The organism is Streptomyces sp. NPDC034670 (assembly GCF_055574875.1).
Map to the genome: position 1 here is coordinate 60,882 of NZ_JBVITR010000020.1, position 17,216 is coordinate 78,097.

Sequence of the window (17,216 nt, forward strand, 5' to 3'; positions counted from 1 at the left end):
ACGACGGCTTCGCGAGCGAGACACGATGCAGCAAGGCTTACCCGCTGTGCGCGCGCCTATGCACTGAGTCCCCAACCGCCGTGCCCGGCACCGGATTTCACCGCCGGACCGCCCCGCCGCTCACGGACGGGGCGCCTTGGCCCCGACCGGTTCACGGGTGTCAACGGTCCAGGTGCCTGCGCAAACCCCGGTCGACCGAACGCTGCACCTTGTCGAGGATGTCCGCCACGAGCTTGCCGCGCTTGGGCCGCGCCTCGACGTTGCCCAGCACCGCCCAGCCGTCCACGTAGACCACGGGGGCCTGCGGATCGGCCGCGTCCAGCGTGTCCACCTCGAAGTTGCCGAGGACGCCGCCGCCCATGCCGCGCAGCGACACGTTCTCCGGGACCCGGACCTCGACGTTGCCGAAGACCGAGAACGCCTTGATCACCACCTGCTGGTGGTCGAAGAGGGCCTCGCTGAGGTCGATCTCGACGTTGCCGAAGACCGCGTACGCGTGGATGCGGCGGCCCGCCCGCCGGCGGCCCTTGCGGACCGCGGAGCCGAAGACCGCGACCACGTTGTCGTCGGGGTCCGCCGGTACCGCGCCGGCGGTGGGGCGGCTGGGCACGGAGGCGTGGACCGCGCCCCGCTGGTGGGCGCCCGGGAGGTCCCGGATGAAGGCCTCGAGCTCCCCGGTCGTCTTGGCGGCCAGCACACCCTCGACGCGCTCGGCGTGCTCCTCGGCGGTCAGGCGGCCCTCCGCGAGGGCCTCGCGCAGGAGGTCGGCGACGCGGTCGCGGTCGGCGTCCGAGGCGCGCAGTTCGGCGGGGCGCGGAGCCGTGTCCGGCTGCTGGGCGTGCTTCTGAAGGTCCACGGTCACAGCGTACCCAGACGCGATAGATCGCGACCAGCCCCCGCCGGGAACAACTCGGGAACGACCACCGGGAACGACCGCCGGGAACGACCGCCGGGAACGACTGAGGACAACCTCACAGGTCCGCCCCCGGCGGCAGGTCCTACGCTGGTGAGCGCCCGCCGACGGAGGCGGGCCGTCGTCTGTCGAGTGAGGAATGGGCGAGATGCCTGAGTTCGAGTACGCCGATCTGCTCCCCACGGGGGAGGACACCACCCCCTACCGGCTGGTGACCTCCGAGGGTGTCTCCACCTTCGAGGCCGACGGGCGGACCTTCCTCAAGGTGGAGCCGGAGGCGCTGCGCAAGCTCGCCGAGGAGGCCGTCAAGGACATCCAGCACTACCTGCGCCCCGCGCACCTCGCCCAGCTGCGCCGCATCATCGACGACCCGGAGGCCAGCGCCAACGACAAGTTCGTCGCCCTGGACCTGCTGAAGAACGCCAACATCGCGGCGGCCGGCGTGCTCCCCATGTGCCAGGACACCGGCACCGCGATCGTCATGGGCAAGCGCGGCCAGAACGTGCTGACCGGCGGCCGCGACGAGGAGGCCCTGTCCCGGGGCATCTACGACGCGTACCGGAACCTGAACCTGCGCTACTCGCAGATGGCCCCGCTCACCATGTGGGAGGAGAAGAACACCGGCACCAACCTCCCCGCCCAGATCGAGCTGTACGCGACCGACGGCGACGCCTACAAGTTCCTGTTCATGGCCAAGGGCGGCGGCTCGGCCAACAAGAGCTTCCTGTACCAGGAGACCAAGGCCGTCCTGAACGAGGCCTCCATGATGAAGTTCCTGGAGGAGAAGATCCGCTCGCTCGGTACGGCCGCCTGCCCGCCGTACCACCTGGCGATCGTCGTCGGCGGCACCTCGGCCGAGTACGCGCTGAAGACCGCCAAGTACGCCTCCGCGCACTACCTGGACAACATGCCGACCGAGGGCTCCCCGCTCGGCCACGGCTTCCGGGACAAGGAACTGGAGGAGAAGGTCTTCGAGCTGACGCAGCGGATCGGCATCGGCGCGCAGTTCGGCGGCAAGTACTTCTGCCACGACGTGCGCGTGATCCGCCTGCCCCGGCACGGCGCGTCCTGCCCGGTCGCCCTCGCCGTCTCCTGCTCCGCCGACCGCCAGGCCGTCGCGAAGATCACCGCCGAGGGCGTCTTCCTGGAGCAGCTGGAGAAGGACCCGGCGCGCTTCCTGCCGGAGACGACGGACGAGCAGCTGGCCGACGAGGGGGAGGTCGTGCGGATCGACCTCAACCAGCCGATGGACGACATCCTGGCCGAGCTCACCAAGTACCCGGTGAAGACCCGGCTCTCGCTCACCGGCCCGCTGGTCGTCGCCCGCGACATCGCGCACGCCAAGATCAAGGAGCGGCTGGACGCGGGCGAGGAGATGCCGCAGTACCTCAAGGACCACCCGGTGTACTACGCCGGTCCGGCCAAGACCCCCGAGGGCTACGCCTCCGGCTCCTTCGGTCCGACCACGGCCGGCCGGATGGACTCCTACGTCGAGCAGTTCCAGGCGGCGGGCGGCTCCAAGGTGATGCTCGCCAAGGGCAACCGCAGCAAGCAGGTCACCGACGCGTGCAAGGCGCACGGCGGCTTCTACCTCGGCTCCATCGGCGGCCCGGCGGCACGCCTGGCCCAGGACTGCATCAAGAAGGTCGAGGTCCTCGAGTACGAGGAGCTGGGCATGGAGGCCGTCTGGAAGATCGAGGTCGAGGACTTCCCGGCGTTCGTCGTCGTCGACGACAAGGGCAACGACTTCTTCCAGGACCCGGCGCCGCAGCCGACGTTCACGTCGATCCCGGTGCGGGGTCCGGGTCTGGCGTAACGCCCGCGCCGACGCGTCCAGGGCCGGTCCGGGTGCTCCCGGGCCGGCCCGCCGTCGTTCCCGGCCCGCCGTCGTTCCCGGTCCGGGGGTCCCGGCCCGGTGCGTTCGGCCCGGACCGTCACCCCTCCGGGTGAACGCCCGCCGACGGGTGCACGCCCGGGGGCGAGCGTCCGCATAGCGGACCCGGATCGCCGTTTTCGGACAACCTGTCCGTGCGGGCCCCGGATCCGTTGCCTCTTTCAACCGCTGCTGCGACTCTTCCCACCAGTCCGACATGTGCATGCCATCACGGGAGCGCCTGCGGACACCCCACCGCCACCTCTCCGAGGAGACCTGGTGACACGAAGACTTGCAGGAGCGGGCCTCTCCCTCGCCGTCGTGCTGGGCGCCGCGGCGCTCCCCGCCGTCGCGGCCGGCCCGGCGACCGCCTCCGCCTCCGCCTCCGCGGCCGTCAGCGCCGCGCCCGACATCGACGTGGCCAAGGTGCGGGCGCACCTGAGCGAACTGAGCGCCATCGCCGGCCGCAACGGCGGCAACCGCCGCTCCACCACCCAGGGCTACCGCGACTCCGTCGCCTACGTGAAGGGAAGGCTGCAGGCGGCCGGTTACACCGTCACCGAACAGCCCTGCACCTCCGGCTGCACCAGCGGGGCCGGCCCCAACCTGATCGCCGAGTGGCCGAAGGGCGACGCGAACAACGTCTACATGTTCGGCGCCCACCTCGACGGCGTCGCGGCGGGCCCCGGCATGAACGACAACGGCTCCGGCTCGGCCGCGCTCCTCGAGAACGCCCTGGCGCTGGCCCAGCAGAACCCCGCGATGCGCAACCGGGTCCGCTTCGCCTGGTGGACCGACGAGGAGCAGGGCCTCAACGGTTCGGAGTTCTACGTCCGTTCGCTGTCCTCGGCCCAGCGCTCCAGGATCCGGGCGTACTACAACTTCGACATGGTCGCCTCCACCAACGGCGGCTACTTCATCAACCGCATCACCACGTCGGCCGCCGCGCCGTTGAAGGCGTACTGGGACTCGCTGGGCCTGCGGCCCGAGGAGAACACCGAGGGCGCCGGGCGCAGCGACGACTACCCCTTCCAGCAGGCCGGCATCCCGACCTCCGGCTACGCGATGGGCGCCGGCGCCCGCAAGACCTCCGCGCAGGCCTCCAAGTGGGGCGGCACGGCCGGCGCGTCCTACGACCCCTGCTACCACCGCTCCTGCGACACCCTCTCCAACGTCAACACCACCGGCCTGGACCGCGCCGCCGACGGCATCGCCCACACCCTCTGGCAGCAGGCCGTGCAGACGGCCCTCCCGGCCGGCGGCACGTCCCCGCGCGACGACTGACCGCCTCCCCGTCCCCCCACCGGGGTCCGCCCCGCCGCCCCGCGCGGCGGGGCGGAGCCCGTGGTGGGTACCCGCGGGGGATGCTGGCACGGGGAGTCGCAGGAATACACCCGGCCGGCACCACCGCTGTGAACCTTCGGAGGTACGACGATGACGACCACGGACGACGACCGGCGCTACCGCACCGAGCACGACTCCATGGGGGAGGTGAAGGTCCCGGCCGACGCCAAGTGGCGCGCCCAGACCCAGCGCGCCGTGGAGAACTTCCCCCTCTCCGGACAGCGCCTCGAACGCGCCCACATCGAGGCCCTCGCCCGCATCAAGGGCGCCGCGGCGAAGGTGAACGCCCGGCTCGGGGTGCTGGACGAGGACCTCGCCGGGGCGATCCAGGAGGCGGCCGCCGAGGTCGCCGAGGGCCGGTGGGACGAGCACTTCCCGGTCGACGTGTTCCAGACCGGTTCCGGGACCTCGTCCAACATGAACGCCAACGAGGTCGTCGCCACCCTCGCGAGCGAGCGGCTCGGCCGGGACGTGCACCCCAACGACCACGTCAACGCCTCGCAGTCGTCCAACGACGTCTTCCCGTCCTCGATCCACATCGCCGCCACCGCCGCCGTCGTCCGCGACCTGGTCCCGGCCCTGGAGCACCTGGCGGCCTCCCTGGAGCGCAAGGCCGAGGAGTTCGCCGACGTGGTGAAGTCCGGGCGGACGCACCTGATGGACGCCACGCCGGTGACGCTCGGTCAGGAGTTCGGCGGCTACGCGGCCCAGGTGCGGTACGGGGTCGAGCGGCTGCACGCCTCCCTGCCCCGCCTCGCCGAACTGCCCCTCGGCGGGACCGCCGTCGGCACCGGCATCAACACCCCGCCGGGCTTCTCCGCCGCCGTCATCGAGGAGGTCGCCCGCGTCACCGGGCTGCCGCTGACCGAGGCGCGCGACCACTTCGAGGCGCAGGGCGCCCGGGACGGGATCGTGGAGACCAGCGGCCAGCTGCGGACCATCGCCGTCGGCCTGACGAAGATCACCAACGATCTGCGGTGGATGGCGTCCGGCCCCCGCACCGGACTGGCGGAGATCAGCCTCCCCGACCTCCAGCCCGGCTCCTCGATCATGCCCGGCAAGGTCAACCCGGTCGTCCCGGAGGCCGTGCTCATGGTCTGCGCGCAGGTCGTCGGCAACGACGCGGCCGTGGCCACCGCCGGCGCCTCGGGCAACTTCGAGCTCAACGTCATGCTGCCGGTCATCGCGAAGAACGTGCTGGAGTCGATCCGGCTGCTCGCGAACGCCTCCCGGCTGCTCGCCGATCGCACGGTCGACGGGATCGTCGCGCACCGCGACCGCGCCCGGGAGTACGCCGAGTCCTCGCCCTCCGTCGTCACCCCGCTCAACCGGTACATCGGCTACGAGGAGGCCGCCAAGGTCGCCAAGAAGGCGCTGGCCGAGCGGAAGACCATCCGGCAGGTGGTCCTGGAGAGCGGCTACGTCGAGCGCGGGGACCTCACCGCGGAGCAGCTCGACGAGGCGCTGGACGTCCTGCGGATGACACGCCCGTGAAGCCCTCCGCCCGGGGGAACCGCGGCGGGGGCCACGGCGTCGTGTGCCCGGGGCACCTAATATCTGCGCATGACGGAGGACGGAGCGGTGAGAGGCGTCGGACGCGGGGACGCGGACGGTACGACGGGTTTCTGGGCGCCCGGGACGCAGATCCTGTGGCGGTACCGGGAGAACGGCGGCGCACGCTTCCACATCGCGCGCCCCGTCACGGTCGTCCGCGACGGCCCGGAGCTGCTCGCCGTGTGGATGGCCCCCGGTACCGAGTGCGTGAAGCCGGTGCTCGCCGACGGCACCCCCGTGCACCGGGAGCCGCTGGCCACCCGGTACACCAAGCCGCGCACCGTGCGGCGCGACCGCTGGTCCGGCACCGGTGTGCTGAAGCTGGCCCGGCCCGGTGACCCCTGGTCGGTGTGGCTGTTCTGGGACCCGGGCTGGCGGTTCAAGAACTGGTACGTGAACCTGGAGGAGCCGCTGTCCCGCTGGTCGGGCGGAGTGGACTCCGAGGACCACTTCCTGGACATCTCGGTGCACCCGGACCGCAGCTGGCACTGGCGGGACGAGGACGAGTTCGCGCAGGCGCGGCACGACGGCCTGGTGGACGAGGCGCTGGCCGGGAGGGTGCGGGAGGCCGGGCGGGCCGCGGTGGAGACGATCGCGGCCTGGGGGCCGCCCTTCTCGGAGGGCTGGCAGCACTGGCGCCCCGATCCGTCCTGGGCGGTGCCGTCCCTGCCGCGGGACTGGGACCGCACGCCCGCGCACACGTCCCCATGAGACCCTTGATACGCCCCCGGGCAAGAAACGTAGGATCGTCCTCCGCAAGGAGCGGGGCACCAACCGACGGAACACACGCTGGGCTTGACCGATCGTCACCGAGGGGCGGCAGGACGTGAGCGAGGGGTACGGCAACACCGGCACGGACCGGGGACGGTCGCCCGGCGGCACGGGCACGGCCTCCGGCCACGCGGGAACCCCGTTCCCCGGGCACGTGTTCGGGGTATCGGAGTTTCGGCGGGACGCACTGCGCGCACGGCGCGCGGCCCCGGACGGATGGACTTCACGCGCGTGACGGAGCAGCCGACCTCCTTCGACCGCCCGCAGCCGGGCGCGGACCCCGGGGATCCCCCCGGGGCGTCCGTGCGCGCCCAGGGACCGGACCGCACGCCGGACACGGGAGCCGCCTTACCGGCACAGGCCCGCTCCGGCGGTGAGCCCGCCGCGCCCGGCTCCTCGTCCCCCGCGCCGCCGGAGACGGCGCCGGGCGCGGCGGACCCCGGCGGCGCCGGGCAGGACACGGCGGCCGGCCCCGCCTCCGAGCACTCCCAGCCGGGTGCCGAGCACGGTGCCGGGCCGGACGTGCACCGGCCGCGGCCCGCGCCCGAGGGCATCCCGGCCCAGCCGGCCACGGGCCAGGGAGGCGGACCGGTGCCGGGCCCGGACGGCCGGGAGCGCCGCACCGGGCAGGCCACCCCGCCCGGACGGCCCACGCCGATGCGGCGGGACGGGGACCGGCTGCGGTTCGTCGGCGCGGCGACCCGGCGGATCGCCCGCGGCATCGACCTGGACGAGATCGTGATGGGGCTGTGCCGGGCCACCGTGCCCACCTTCTCCGACGCGATCCTGGTCTACCTGCGCGAACCGCTGCCGGTGGGCGACGAGCGGCCCACCGGCCCGCTGGTGCTGCGGCTGCGGCGCAGCGACCGGATCCCCGCCGACCGCGACACCGAGAGCGGGTTCGCCCCGATCGCGCCGCCGGAGCCGAACGAGCTGGACTCGGTCGGCGAGGAGCTGTGCACGGTGCGGCCCGGCAGCGCGCTCGCGGAGGTGCTGCGCGGGGTGCGGCCGGTGTTCACGGACGCGCCGGCCGCCCGCGCCGCGCTGCCCGAACTCCTCGGCGAGGAGGGGGCAGGGACCGTGCCGGACGGACAGCGGGCGATCCTCGCGCCGCTGCGCGGCCGGCGCCGGGTGATCGGCGCCGCGCTGTTCCTGCGCGGTCCGGAGCGCATCCCCTTCGAGGCCGACGACCTGCTGGTCGCCGCGCAGCTCGCCACGCACAGCGCGCTGGGCATCGACAAGGCGGTGCTGTACGGGCGCGAGGCGTACATCGCGGACGAGCTGCAGCGCACCATGCTGCCGGAGCACCTGCCCCGCTGCACCGGGGTGCGGCTGGCGTCCCGCTACCTGCCGGCCGCGGAGACCGCGCGGGTCGGCGGCGACTGGTACGACGCGATCCCGCTGCCGGGCAGCCGGGTCGCGCTGGTCGTCGGGGACGTCATGGGCCACTCCATGACGTCGGCCGCGATCATGGGCCAGCTGCGCACCACCGCGCAGACCCTGGCCGGCCTGGACCTGCCGCCGCAGGAGGTGCTGCACCACCTCGACGAGCAGGCCCAGCGGCTCGGGGTGGACCGCATGGCGACCTGCCTGTACGCGGTCTACGACCCGGTCGCGCACCGCATCACCGTCGCCAACGCCGGCCACCCGCCGCCCGTGCTGCTGCACCTGGGCGGCCGGGCGGAGGTGCTGCGGGTGCCCGCGGGCGCCCCGATCGGCGTCGGCGGGGTGGACTTCGAGGCGGTGGAGCTGGAGGCGCCCGCCGGGGCGACCCTGCTGCTGTACACCGACGGCCTGGTGGAGTCCCGGCTGCGGGACGTGTGGACCGGCATCGAGCAGCTGCGCGAGAAGCTCGCCGCGACCGCGCAGCTGACCGGCCCGGACCATCCGCCGCCGCTGGAGGCGCTGTGCGACGAGGTGCTGGACATGCTCGGGCCGGGCGACCGGGACGACGACATCGCGCTGCTCGCCGCCCGCTTCGACGGGATCGCGCCGAGCGACGTGGCGTACTGGTTCCTGGAGCCGGAGGACGCCGCCCCCGGCCGGGCCCGCCGCCTGGCCCGGCGGGCGCTGTCCCGCTGGGGCCTGGAGGAGCTGACCGACCCGGTGGAGCTGCTGGTCAGCGAGGTGGTGACCAACGCCGTGCGGTACGCCACCCGGCCGGTCACGCTGCGGCTGCTGCGCACCGACGTGCTGCGCTGCGAGGTCGGTGACGACGTGCCGCAGCTGCCGCGGATGCGGCAGGCGCGGGCCACCGACGAGGGCGGGCGCGGGCTGTACCTGGTGAACCGGCTGGCCCGGCGGTGGGGCGCGACCCGGCTGAGCACGGGCAAGGTGGTGTGGTTCGAGCTCGACGTCGAACCGTGAAGCGGGGCCACCGGTGATCCGGAGCACCGAGCCGCTGCCGAGGCGGACGTCGCCGGCGACGTACCCGGCCGGACGCGGCACCACGACGGCCCCGGCCCCGGAGCCGAGACCCGTGCTGCGTCCGCCGGCCCGTGGAGAGGCTCCCCGGGCCCGGTACGGCGTCAGCCCGCGCCGTCGGTCCGCCGCCCGTGAAAGCGGGTGGCCCGGCGGAACCCGTACCGGCAGCCCCCGGGGAACCGGCGCCCGACCGGTGCGCCCGGCACCTCTCACCCCGCACCCGCCGGGAGTGAGAGCAACGTTCCCCGGCGGTCACCCGCTGCCACAGACCCGAAACGCCCCCTCCCTACCTTCGGGACCGGCCCCGCGCGGCACCGTCCGCGTCCCGGAGAACAGTGGAGGCGTCATGACAGCCCCGAGCCCGGCCCCCGCACCCCCGAGCCCGAACAGGGGCGGACGCTGGATCCAGCACTGGGACCCGGAGGACGAGGCCTTCTGGAACGCGACCGGGGAGAGGGTCGCCCGCCGGAACCTCCTGTTCTCCGTGCTGTCCGAGCACGTCGGCTTCTCGGTGTGGGCGATGTGGTCCGTGCTGGTGCTCTTCATGGGCCCGGAGTACGGGCTCACCCCGGCCGACAAGTTCCTGCTGACGTCCGCGGTCACGCTGGTCGGCGCCGTGGTCCGGGTCCCGTACACCTTCGCGGTCGCGGTCTTCGGCGGACGGAACTGGACGGTGGTCAGCGCCGGGCTGCTGCTCGTGCCCACCGTCGCCGCGTTCGCGGTGATGGAGCCGGGGACGTCCTTCTCCACCTTCCTGCTGGTCGGCCTGCTGGCCGGCGCCGGCGGCGGCAACTTCGCCTCCTCCATGACCAACATCAACGCCTTCTTCCCGCTCAGGAAGAAGGGGTGGGCGCTCGGCCTGAACGCCGGCGGCGGCAACATCGGCGTGCCCGTGGTCCAGCTCGCCGCCCTCGCGGTCATCGGGGCGGGCGGCGGGCCGCGGGTGCTGCTCGGCCTCTACGTCCCGCTGATCGTCGCCGCCGCCGTGCTCGCCGCGCGGTACATGGACAACCTCGCCCCGGTGCGGAGCGACACCGGGGCCGCGCGGGAGGCCGCGCGGGACCCGCACACCTGGCTCATGGCCTTCCTCTACCTCGGCACCTTCGGCTCGTTCATCGGCTACGGCTTCGCCTTCGGGCAGGTGCTCCAGAGCCAGTTCGGCCGCACCCCGCTGGAGGCCGCGTACGTCACCTTCCTCGGCCCGCTGCTGGGCTCCCTGGTCCGCCCGGTGGGCGGACGGCTCGCCGACCGGTACGGCGGCGCGCGGATCACCCTGGGGAACTTCGTCGCCATGGGCGCGGCGACCGCCGTACTGGTCGTCGCCTCCCTGCGGGAGTCGCCGGCGCTGTTCACCGCGGTCTTCATGGTGCTGTTCGTGCTGACCGGCGTCGGCAACGGCTCGACGTACAAGATGATCCCCGGCATCTTCCAGGCCCGGGCCCTGGCCCGGGGGCTGCGCGGCGAGGAGGCCGCCGCGCGGGGGCGCCGGCTGTCCGGGGCGGCCATGGGGCTGATCGGCGCGGTGGGCGCGCTCGGCGGGGTCGGCATCAACCTGGCCTTCCGCCAGTCCTTCCTCTCGCACGGCTCCGGCACCGGCGCGTTCGCCGTCTTCCTCGCCTGCTACGCGGTCTGCTCCGTGGTCACCTGGGCCGTATACCTTCGCCGCCCGGCGGCCCGCCCGGCCGCCGCCGGCGCCGCGGCGGAGGAGGGGCCGCGGCCCGCCCGGGCCGGGGTGTGACGGGAGGGGACGTAACACTGGTGACACGAGGCCGAACCGAGCCCGTCACGGATCGTTGACAGGCTCGCTCGGCAGGGGAGGAGCCGCACTCCCCGCAGGACGCCGACCCGAGCGGGGCAGGAACCATGGACGACGAACGACAGCGACCGGACCACGGACCCCTCGCGGGCTTCACCGTGGGGGTGACCGCGGCGCGCCGGGCCGACGAGCTGGGCGCGCTGCTGGAGCGGCGCGGAGCCGCCGTGCTGCACGCGCCGGCCCTGCGGATCGTGCCGCTGGCCGACGACGGCGAACTGCTGGCCGCCACCGAGGAGATCATCGGGCGGGCCCCGGACATCGCGGTCGCCACCACCGCCATCGGCTTCCGGGGCTGGGTGGAGGCCGCCGACGGCTGGGGGCTGGGCGAGGACCTGCTGGCGCGGCTGAGCGGGGCGCGGATCCTGGCGCGCGGCCCCAAGGTGAAGGGCGCGATCCGGGCCGCCGGGCTGACCGAGGAGTGGTCGCCGGCGTCGGAGTCCCTGGCCGAGGTGCTCGACCGGCTCCTCGAGGAGGGCGTCGAGGGCCTGCGCATCGCCGTCCAGCTGCACGGCGAGCCGCTGCCCGGGTTCGTGGAGTCGCTGCGGGCCGGGGGAGCGGAGGTGGTGGGGGTGCCGGTCTACCGGTGGCTGCCGCCGGAGGACCTCGGACCCCTCGACCGGCTGCTGGACGCCGCCGTCTCCCGGTCCCTGGACGCGGTCACCTTCACCAGCGCGCCCGCCGCCGCGTCCCTGCTGTCCCGGGCCGGGGAGCGCGGCCTGCTCGACGACCTGGTCGCCGCCCTCGGCCACGACGTCCTGCCCGCCTGTGTCGGCCCGGTCACCGCGCTGCCGCTGCAGGGCCACGGCGTCGGCACCGTCCAGCCCGAGCGCTTCCGCCTCGGCCCCCTCGTCCAGCTGCTCTGCCGGGAACTGCCCGCCCGGGCCCGCACGTTGCCCGTCGCCGGGCACCGGATGGAGATCCGCGGGCACGCGGTCCTGGTGGACGACGAGCTCAGGCCCGTGCCGCCGGCCGGGATGTCCCTGCTGCGGGCGCTGGCCCGGCGGCCCGGCTGGGTCGTCGCCCGCGCGGAGCTGCTGCGCGCCCTCCCGGGAGCGGGCCGCGACGAGCACGCGGTGGAGACCGCCGTGGCCCGCCTGCGCGGCGCCCTCGGCGCCCCCGAACTGATCCAGACGGTGGTCAAGCGCGGTTACCGGCTCGCCCTGGACCCGCGGACGGAGCCGAAGTACGCGGACGCCCGGACGGGGTGACCGGCCCGTCGGACGGGGGTGCCGTGCGGGGGGTTCCGGGCGCGGGAGCGGACGGGCACTGTAGGGGGAGGAGGTCCCGGTCCCTCACGCGCGTCGCACCGGCCCCCACGCGACCGGGGTGAAACCCTAGGCGGTGACAGGCACATGGCACTGGGTACGGCCACGGCCCCCCACGAGCTGCGGTTCGACACCGGGCGGGTCTGCCTGGATCTCCTCGCGACCACGCACCCCGGGGAACGGCTCGGCTCCGTCGAGGTGCTGCGGGCCTGGATCACCGGCTCGGGACTGGTCCCGCCGGACACCCCGCTGGCCCACGCCGGCCCCTCGTGGCCGGCGGCCTTCCGCGAACTGCGCGGGTGGATCGCCCTGTTGGTGCGCGGCCGGGCGGGGCGGCCGTCGGGCGCGGCCCCCGGCGCCCCCGCCTACGGCCTCGCGCTCGCCCGGGTCAACGACCTCGCCCGTCCGGCGCCCCCGGCCCCGTGCGCGGTGCCCGGCGACGACGGCCTGCTGGTGCGCCGTCTGGACGGCCCGCCCGAACGCGCCGCGCTGCTCGCGGCGGTGGCCCGGGACGCCGTGGACCTGCTCACCGACCCCGTCGCGCGCGCGGGCCTGCGGCAGTGCGCGGGCGACGACTGCCCGATCGTCTACCTCGACACCTCCCGGGGCCGCAGGAGGCGCTGGTGCTCCAGCGAGGTCTGCGGGAACCGCGAACGCGTGGCCCGCCACCGCCGCCGCGCCGCCCTCGCCCGCACCTGAGGAACACCGCCGCACCGCCCCGCCCGGGCCGCCCGGACCCCAAGGCGTCCGTCCGCCGGGCGACTTCCGCGCGCCGCCCGCGCCGCACCGCCGAAGTGACGTCGCTCACGACCCGTTCGACGCCTCCGCTCCGCGGAAGGCGCGCCCGCTCCCGCGCAGTGTCGGAAACGTGAAGGGGAAGTGCGGGGAATGTGACCTCATGTCCCGGTCGTCACGCCGCCCGGCAGAAAACCACCGCCTCCCTTTGAACACCCGGCCCCCCGCGTCCGTACCGGTGGGGGAGCGACCGGCTGGGGATCCCCCCGGACATCGGAGGTGGGCGTGCGCAAGGATTCCGTCGTGGCCAATGAACGTGCATCGAGGGCCCGACATCGCATGCCCCAGTCCTCGGAACCCGACGAGGAGCTGATGCGCGCGCTGTACCGGGAGCACGCCGGACCCTTGCTGGCCTACGTCCTGCGGCTGGTCGCCGGAGACCGGCAGCGAGCCGAGGACGTCGTACAGGAAACGCTCATCCGTGCCTGGAAGAACGCCGGTCAGCTCAATCGGGCGACCGGTTCGGTACGCCCCTGGCTGGTGACGGTCGCCCGGCGCATCGTCATCGACGGCCACCGCAGCCGGCAGGCCCGGCCGCAGGAGGTCGATCCGTCGCCGCTGGAGGTCATCCCCGCGGAGGACGAGATCGACAAAGCGCTGTGGCTGATGACGCTGTCGGACGCACTCGACGACCTGACCCCTGCTCACCGGGAGGTGCTCGTCGAGACGTACTTCAAGGGGCGTACCGTCAATGAGGCGGCGCAGACGCTCGGCATACCCAGCGGAACCGTCCGCTCCAGGGTGTTCTACGCCCTGCGCTCGATGAAGCTGGCACTGGAGGAGCGGGGGGTGACGGCGTGATGAACGGGTACGGGGGAAATCAGGGATTCGGTACGGGCGGTGTGGGTATGTCTGGAGCCATGCAGGGATCACCGGTGCCGAACGAGCACGAGACCGTCGGCGCCTACGCCCTGGGCATCCTCGACGATGCCGAGGCCACCGCGTTCGAGGCGCACCTCGCGACCTGCGAGTGGTGCGCCCAGCAGCTCGACGAACTCGCGGGCATGGAACCGATGCTGGCCGCGCTGGCGGACCTGCCCGGCACCGGGACCCCCGCGATCGGCGAGTCGCTGTCGGCCCGCCCCGCCCCGCGCGTGGTGGAGAAGCTCGTCGACGAGGTCGCCGAGCGCCGTGCGCGCAAGCGCCGCCGCAACTTCTACATGGTGGCCGCGGCGGGCGCGCTGATCGTCAGCGGTCCGTTCGTGGCCGTGGCGACCACCGCCGGGGGCGGCGGGGACGGCGGGGGCGGCGGCACCAACCGGACGCTCGCGGCGAACCCGGCCGAGGAGGCCTTCGAACGGACTCCCGACAAGGTCTCGGCCACCGACCCCGGCACCAAGGTGACCGCGACCGTGGCGCTGGCGGAGAAGCGCTGGGGCACCGAGATCGTCACCGAGCTGAAGAACATCGAGGGCTCGCAGAAGTGCGCGCTGATCGCCGTCGGCAAGAACGGCGAGCGCGAGACCGTCAATTCCTGGTCCGTCCCCGCCGAGGGCTACGGCCTGCCGGACGCCACGACGGAGAAGGCCAGGAAGCCCCTGTACGTCCAGGGCGGCGCCTCCTTCAAGCCGAACGAGATCGACCACTTCCAGGTGGTCAACTTCGACGGCAAGGTGCTGGCGGAGGTGGACGCGTAGGTCCGTCCGGCGGATCCGGCCCCTGCGGCGGCTTCCGCCGGAGGGGCCGTAGCCTGCCGGGGCCCCCTTCGCGTACGGTTGACGGCTGCCCAGCACGTCAGAAGGGGGCCCGGTGGCCGCTCAGGCTCAACAGGAAACCGCGGTCGACCCGGTTCACGACTCCGTTCGCGACCGGGAGATCCGCGTCGAACAGGAACACCTGGACCGGGTGTACCGGCGCCTCGAGGAGAAGATCCACGAGGCCGAGTTCCTCATGCGCGACGCCGCCCGGCGCGGCCAGGTCGGCACCCCCGGCGCCCTCGCCGAGCGGGACGCCCAGGTCTTCCGGGCCGGGGTCCACCTCAACCGGCTGAACAACGAGTTCGAGGACTTCCTCTTCGGCCGCATCGACCTGCTGCCCGGCAAGGACGGCAAGAAGGGCCCCGACGGCGCCTACACCGCCGTCGAGCCCGCCGAGGGCGCCGTGCGCCCCGACAACACCGCCGACATCGCCGAGACCCTGCACATCGGCCGCATCGGCGTCCTCGACGAGGACTACGCCCCGCTGGTGATCGACTGGCGGGCGCCCGCCGCCGCGCCCTTCTACCGCTCCACCCCGGTCGACCCCGGCCGGGTCGTGCGCCGCCGGGTGATCCGCTCCAAGGGCCGCCGCGTCCTCGGCGTCGAGGACGACCTGATGCGCCCCGAGCTGAAGGCGTCCCTCGACGGCCACGAACTGCCCGTGATCGGCGACGGCGCCCTGATGGCCGCGCTGGGGCAGGCCCGCACCCACACCATGCGGGACATCGTGGCCTCCATCCAGGCCGAGCAGGACCTGGTGATCCGCGCCCCCGCCGCCTCCGTGACCCACGTCGAGGGCGGCCCCGGCACCGGCAAGACCGCCGTCGCCCTGCACCGGGCGGCCTACCTGCTCTACCAGGACCGGCGCCGGTACGCGGGCGGCATCCTGATCGTCTCGCCCACGCCCCTGCTGGTCGCCTACACCGAGGGCGTGCTGCCCTCCCTCGGCGAGGAGGGCCAGGTCGCGATCCGCGCCATCGGCTCGCTCGTCGAGGGCGTCGAGGCCACGCTGTACGACTCCCCGTCGACGGCCCGCGTCAAGGGCTCGTCCCGCATGCTCAAGGTGCTGCGGAAGGCCGCGCGCGGAGCGCTGGAACCGAACGGTTCCCCGGAGCGGCTGCGGGTCGTCGCCTTCGGCCGGCGGCTGGAGCTCGGGGCCGGGGAGCTGGCGGACGTCCGCCGCACCGCCCTCGGCGGCACCGCCCCGGTCAACCTGCTGCGCCCCCGCGCCCGCAAGCTGCTGCTCGACGCGCTGTGGGAGCGCTCCGGCGCGGCGGGCCGGCACACCGACCCGGAGCTCGCCGCCGAGCTGCGCTCCTCCTTCGACGAGGACGTCGCCTCCGAGGACGACTTCACCGCCTTCCTCGACGCCTGGTGGCCGGAGCTGACCCCGGCCGCCGTGCTCGACGCCATGGCGGACGAGAAGCGCCTGGGCCGCTGGGCCCGCCGCGTCCTCAACCCCGGCGAGGTCCGCAAGGTCGCCCGCTCGCTGCAGCGGGCCGGGCGCTCTGTCCACGACGTCGCGCTCCTCGACGAGCTCCAGGCGATCCTCGGCACGCCGGCCCGGCCCCGCAAGAAGCGCGAGATCGACCCGCTGGACCAGCTCACCGGCCTGGAGGAGCTGATGCCGGTGCGCGAGGAGTCGCAGCGCGAGCGGGCCGAGCGGCTCGCCCAGGAGCGGGTCGAGTACGCCCACGTGATCGTCGACGAGGCCCAGGACCTCACCCCGATGCAGTGGCGCATGGTCGGCCGGCGCGGGCGGCACGCCACCTGGACGGTCGTCGGCGACCCGGCCCAGTCCTCCTGGTCCGACCCCGACGAGGCCGCCCGGGCCCGTGACGAGGCCCTCGGCACCCGCCCGCGCCGCCGGTTCCGGCTCACCGTGAACTACCGCAACCCGGCGGAGATCGCCGAACTGGCGTCGAAGGTGCTCGCCCTCGCCCTGCCCGGCTCCGAGCCGCCGAGGGCGGTGCGCTCCACCGGCGTCGAGCCGCGCTTCGCCGTCGCGCGCGACGCGCTGGGCGAGGCGGTGCGGGAGGAGGCGGCGCGGCTGCTGGAGCGGGTCGACGGCACGGTCGGCGTGGTCGTCGCCATGCAGCGCCGCGAGGAGGCCCGGCGCTGGCTCGACGGGCTGGGCGACCGCGTGGTGGCGCTCGGCAGCCTGGAGGCCAAGGGGCTGGAGTACGACGCCACCGTCGTCGTCTCCCCGGCCGAGATCGCCGACGAGTCCCCGGCCGGCCTGCGCGTCCTGTACGTCGCGCTCACCCGGGCCACCCAGCAGCTGACGGTGGTCGCGCAGGAGCGCGACGAGCCGGACGCGGCCGGGGTGCCGGACCTGCTGCGGGACTGAGCCGGACGAGGAGGGACCGGACCGGGAGCGGGGGTCCGGACCGGGAGCGCGAAAAAACCGCACGCGGTACGGAATGGCTCACCGGGATCCTTTGTTAGCCTGGATGTGGCACCGGCCCGATCCAAGCCCCCGGGCCCAACCTTAGTCGCTTCGAGCGACCACTTGCCGCGAGGCGAGCATGGCGGGTCGGTGTCATCAAGCGTGCGAGAGGCCCACGTCATCCCGATGACGTGGGCCTCTTCCGTGGCCGGGGACCTCTCCCCGGAGCGGGGCCCCTCCCCGTGGCGTCCCCGTGTTGTTCCCGCGCTGTTCCCCCTGGTGGAACAGGGATTCCGAAACGTGCCGGTTATGCTCGCTCCGGTTACGAACAAAACGTTCGCAATTCGAAGCGGCTACCGCGTACTCGGCGGTAGG

At 74.0% G+C, this 17,216-nt stretch carries 12 protein-coding genes; 11 read left to right on the forward strand and 1 reads right to left on the reverse strand.

Annotated elements, in window-relative coordinates; all coding sequences use genetic code 11:
- Window positions 1-160 precede the first annotated feature (160 nt).
- Window positions 161-856, reverse strand: coding sequence for a DUF1707 SHOCT-like domain-containing protein (locus tag ACZ56B_RS16175; RefSeq protein WP_468790303.1), 696 nt, complete (start codon window positions 854-856; stop codon window positions 161-163).
- A 196-nt stretch (window positions 857-1,052) separates the two neighbouring features.
- Here ACZ56B_RS16175 and ACZ56B_RS16180 point away from each other — a divergent pair, with 196 nt between their 5' ends.
- From ACZ56B_RS16180 to ACZ56B_RS16230, 11 genes are all read left to right on the forward strand, one after another.
- Window positions 1,053-2,729 (forward strand): fumarate hydratase, encoded by a 1,677-nt coding sequence (locus ACZ56B_RS16180; RefSeq protein WP_468790305.1) that lies wholly within the window; start codon window positions 1,053-1,055, stop codon window positions 2,727-2,729.
- 336 nt (window positions 2,730-3,065) lie between these two features.
- Window positions 3,066-4,070: a M28 family metallopeptidase gene (locus ACZ56B_RS16185; protein ID WP_468790307.1), complete on the forward strand. Its 1,005-nt coding sequence runs from the start codon at window positions 3,066-3,068 to the stop codon at window positions 4,068-4,070.
- A gap of 150 nt (window positions 4,071-4,220) precedes the next feature.
- On the forward strand, window positions 4,221-5,624 hold the full coding sequence (locus ACZ56B_RS16190) for a class II fumarate hydratase (RefSeq protein ID WP_468790309.1): 1,404 nt from the start codon (window positions 4,221-4,223) through the stop codon (window positions 5,622-5,624).
- Window positions 5,625-5,693: 69 nt separating this feature from the next.
- A complete protein-coding gene (gene fomD / locus ACZ56B_RS16195; RefSeq protein WP_468790311.1) occupies window positions 5,694-6,395 on the forward strand; it encodes a cytidylyl-2-hydroxypropylphosphonate hydrolase in 702 nt (233 codons plus the stop codon).
- Between the two features lie 276 nt (window positions 6,396-6,671).
- On the forward strand, window positions 6,672-8,822 hold the full coding sequence (locus ACZ56B_RS16200) for a SpoIIE family protein phosphatase (RefSeq protein ID WP_468790313.1): 2,151 nt from the start codon (window positions 6,672-6,674) through the stop codon (window positions 8,820-8,822).
- Between the two features lie 403 nt (window positions 8,823-9,225).
- Window positions 9,226-10,617, forward strand: coding sequence for a nitrate/nitrite transporter (locus tag ACZ56B_RS16205; RefSeq protein ID WP_468790315.1), 1,392 nt, complete (start codon window positions 9,226-9,228; stop codon window positions 10,615-10,617).
- Window positions 10,618-10,742: 125 nt separating this feature from the next.
- Window positions 10,743-11,903, forward strand: a complete 1,161-nt coding sequence (locus ACZ56B_RS16210; RefSeq protein WP_468790317.1) for a uroporphyrinogen-III synthase — start codon at window positions 10,743-10,745, stop codon at window positions 11,901-11,903.
- A 144-nt stretch (window positions 11,904-12,047) separates the two neighbouring features.
- A complete protein-coding gene (locus ACZ56B_RS16215; protein ID WP_468790319.1) occupies window positions 12,048-12,659 on the forward strand; it encodes a CGNR zinc finger domain-containing protein in 612 nt (203 codons plus the stop codon).
- Window positions 12,660-13,034: 375 nt separating this feature from the next.
- Entirely contained in the window at window positions 13,035-13,556 is a 522-nt protein-coding gene (locus tag ACZ56B_RS16220; RefSeq protein ID WP_468790321.1) for a sigma-70 family RNA polymerase sigma factor, read from the forward strand.
- A gap of 74 nt (window positions 13,557-13,630) precedes the next feature.
- On the forward strand, window positions 13,631-14,392 hold the full coding sequence (locus ACZ56B_RS16225; protein WP_468790323.1) for an anti-sigma factor family protein: 762 nt from the start codon (window positions 13,631-13,633) through the stop codon (window positions 14,390-14,392).
- A gap of 112 nt (window positions 14,393-14,504) precedes the next feature.
- Complete coding sequence (locus tag ACZ56B_RS16230; RefSeq protein WP_468790325.1) at window positions 14,505-16,802, forward strand: HelD family protein; 2,298 nt, start codon at window positions 14,505-14,507, stop codon at window positions 16,800-16,802.
- Window positions 16,803-17,216: the final 414 nt, after the last annotated feature.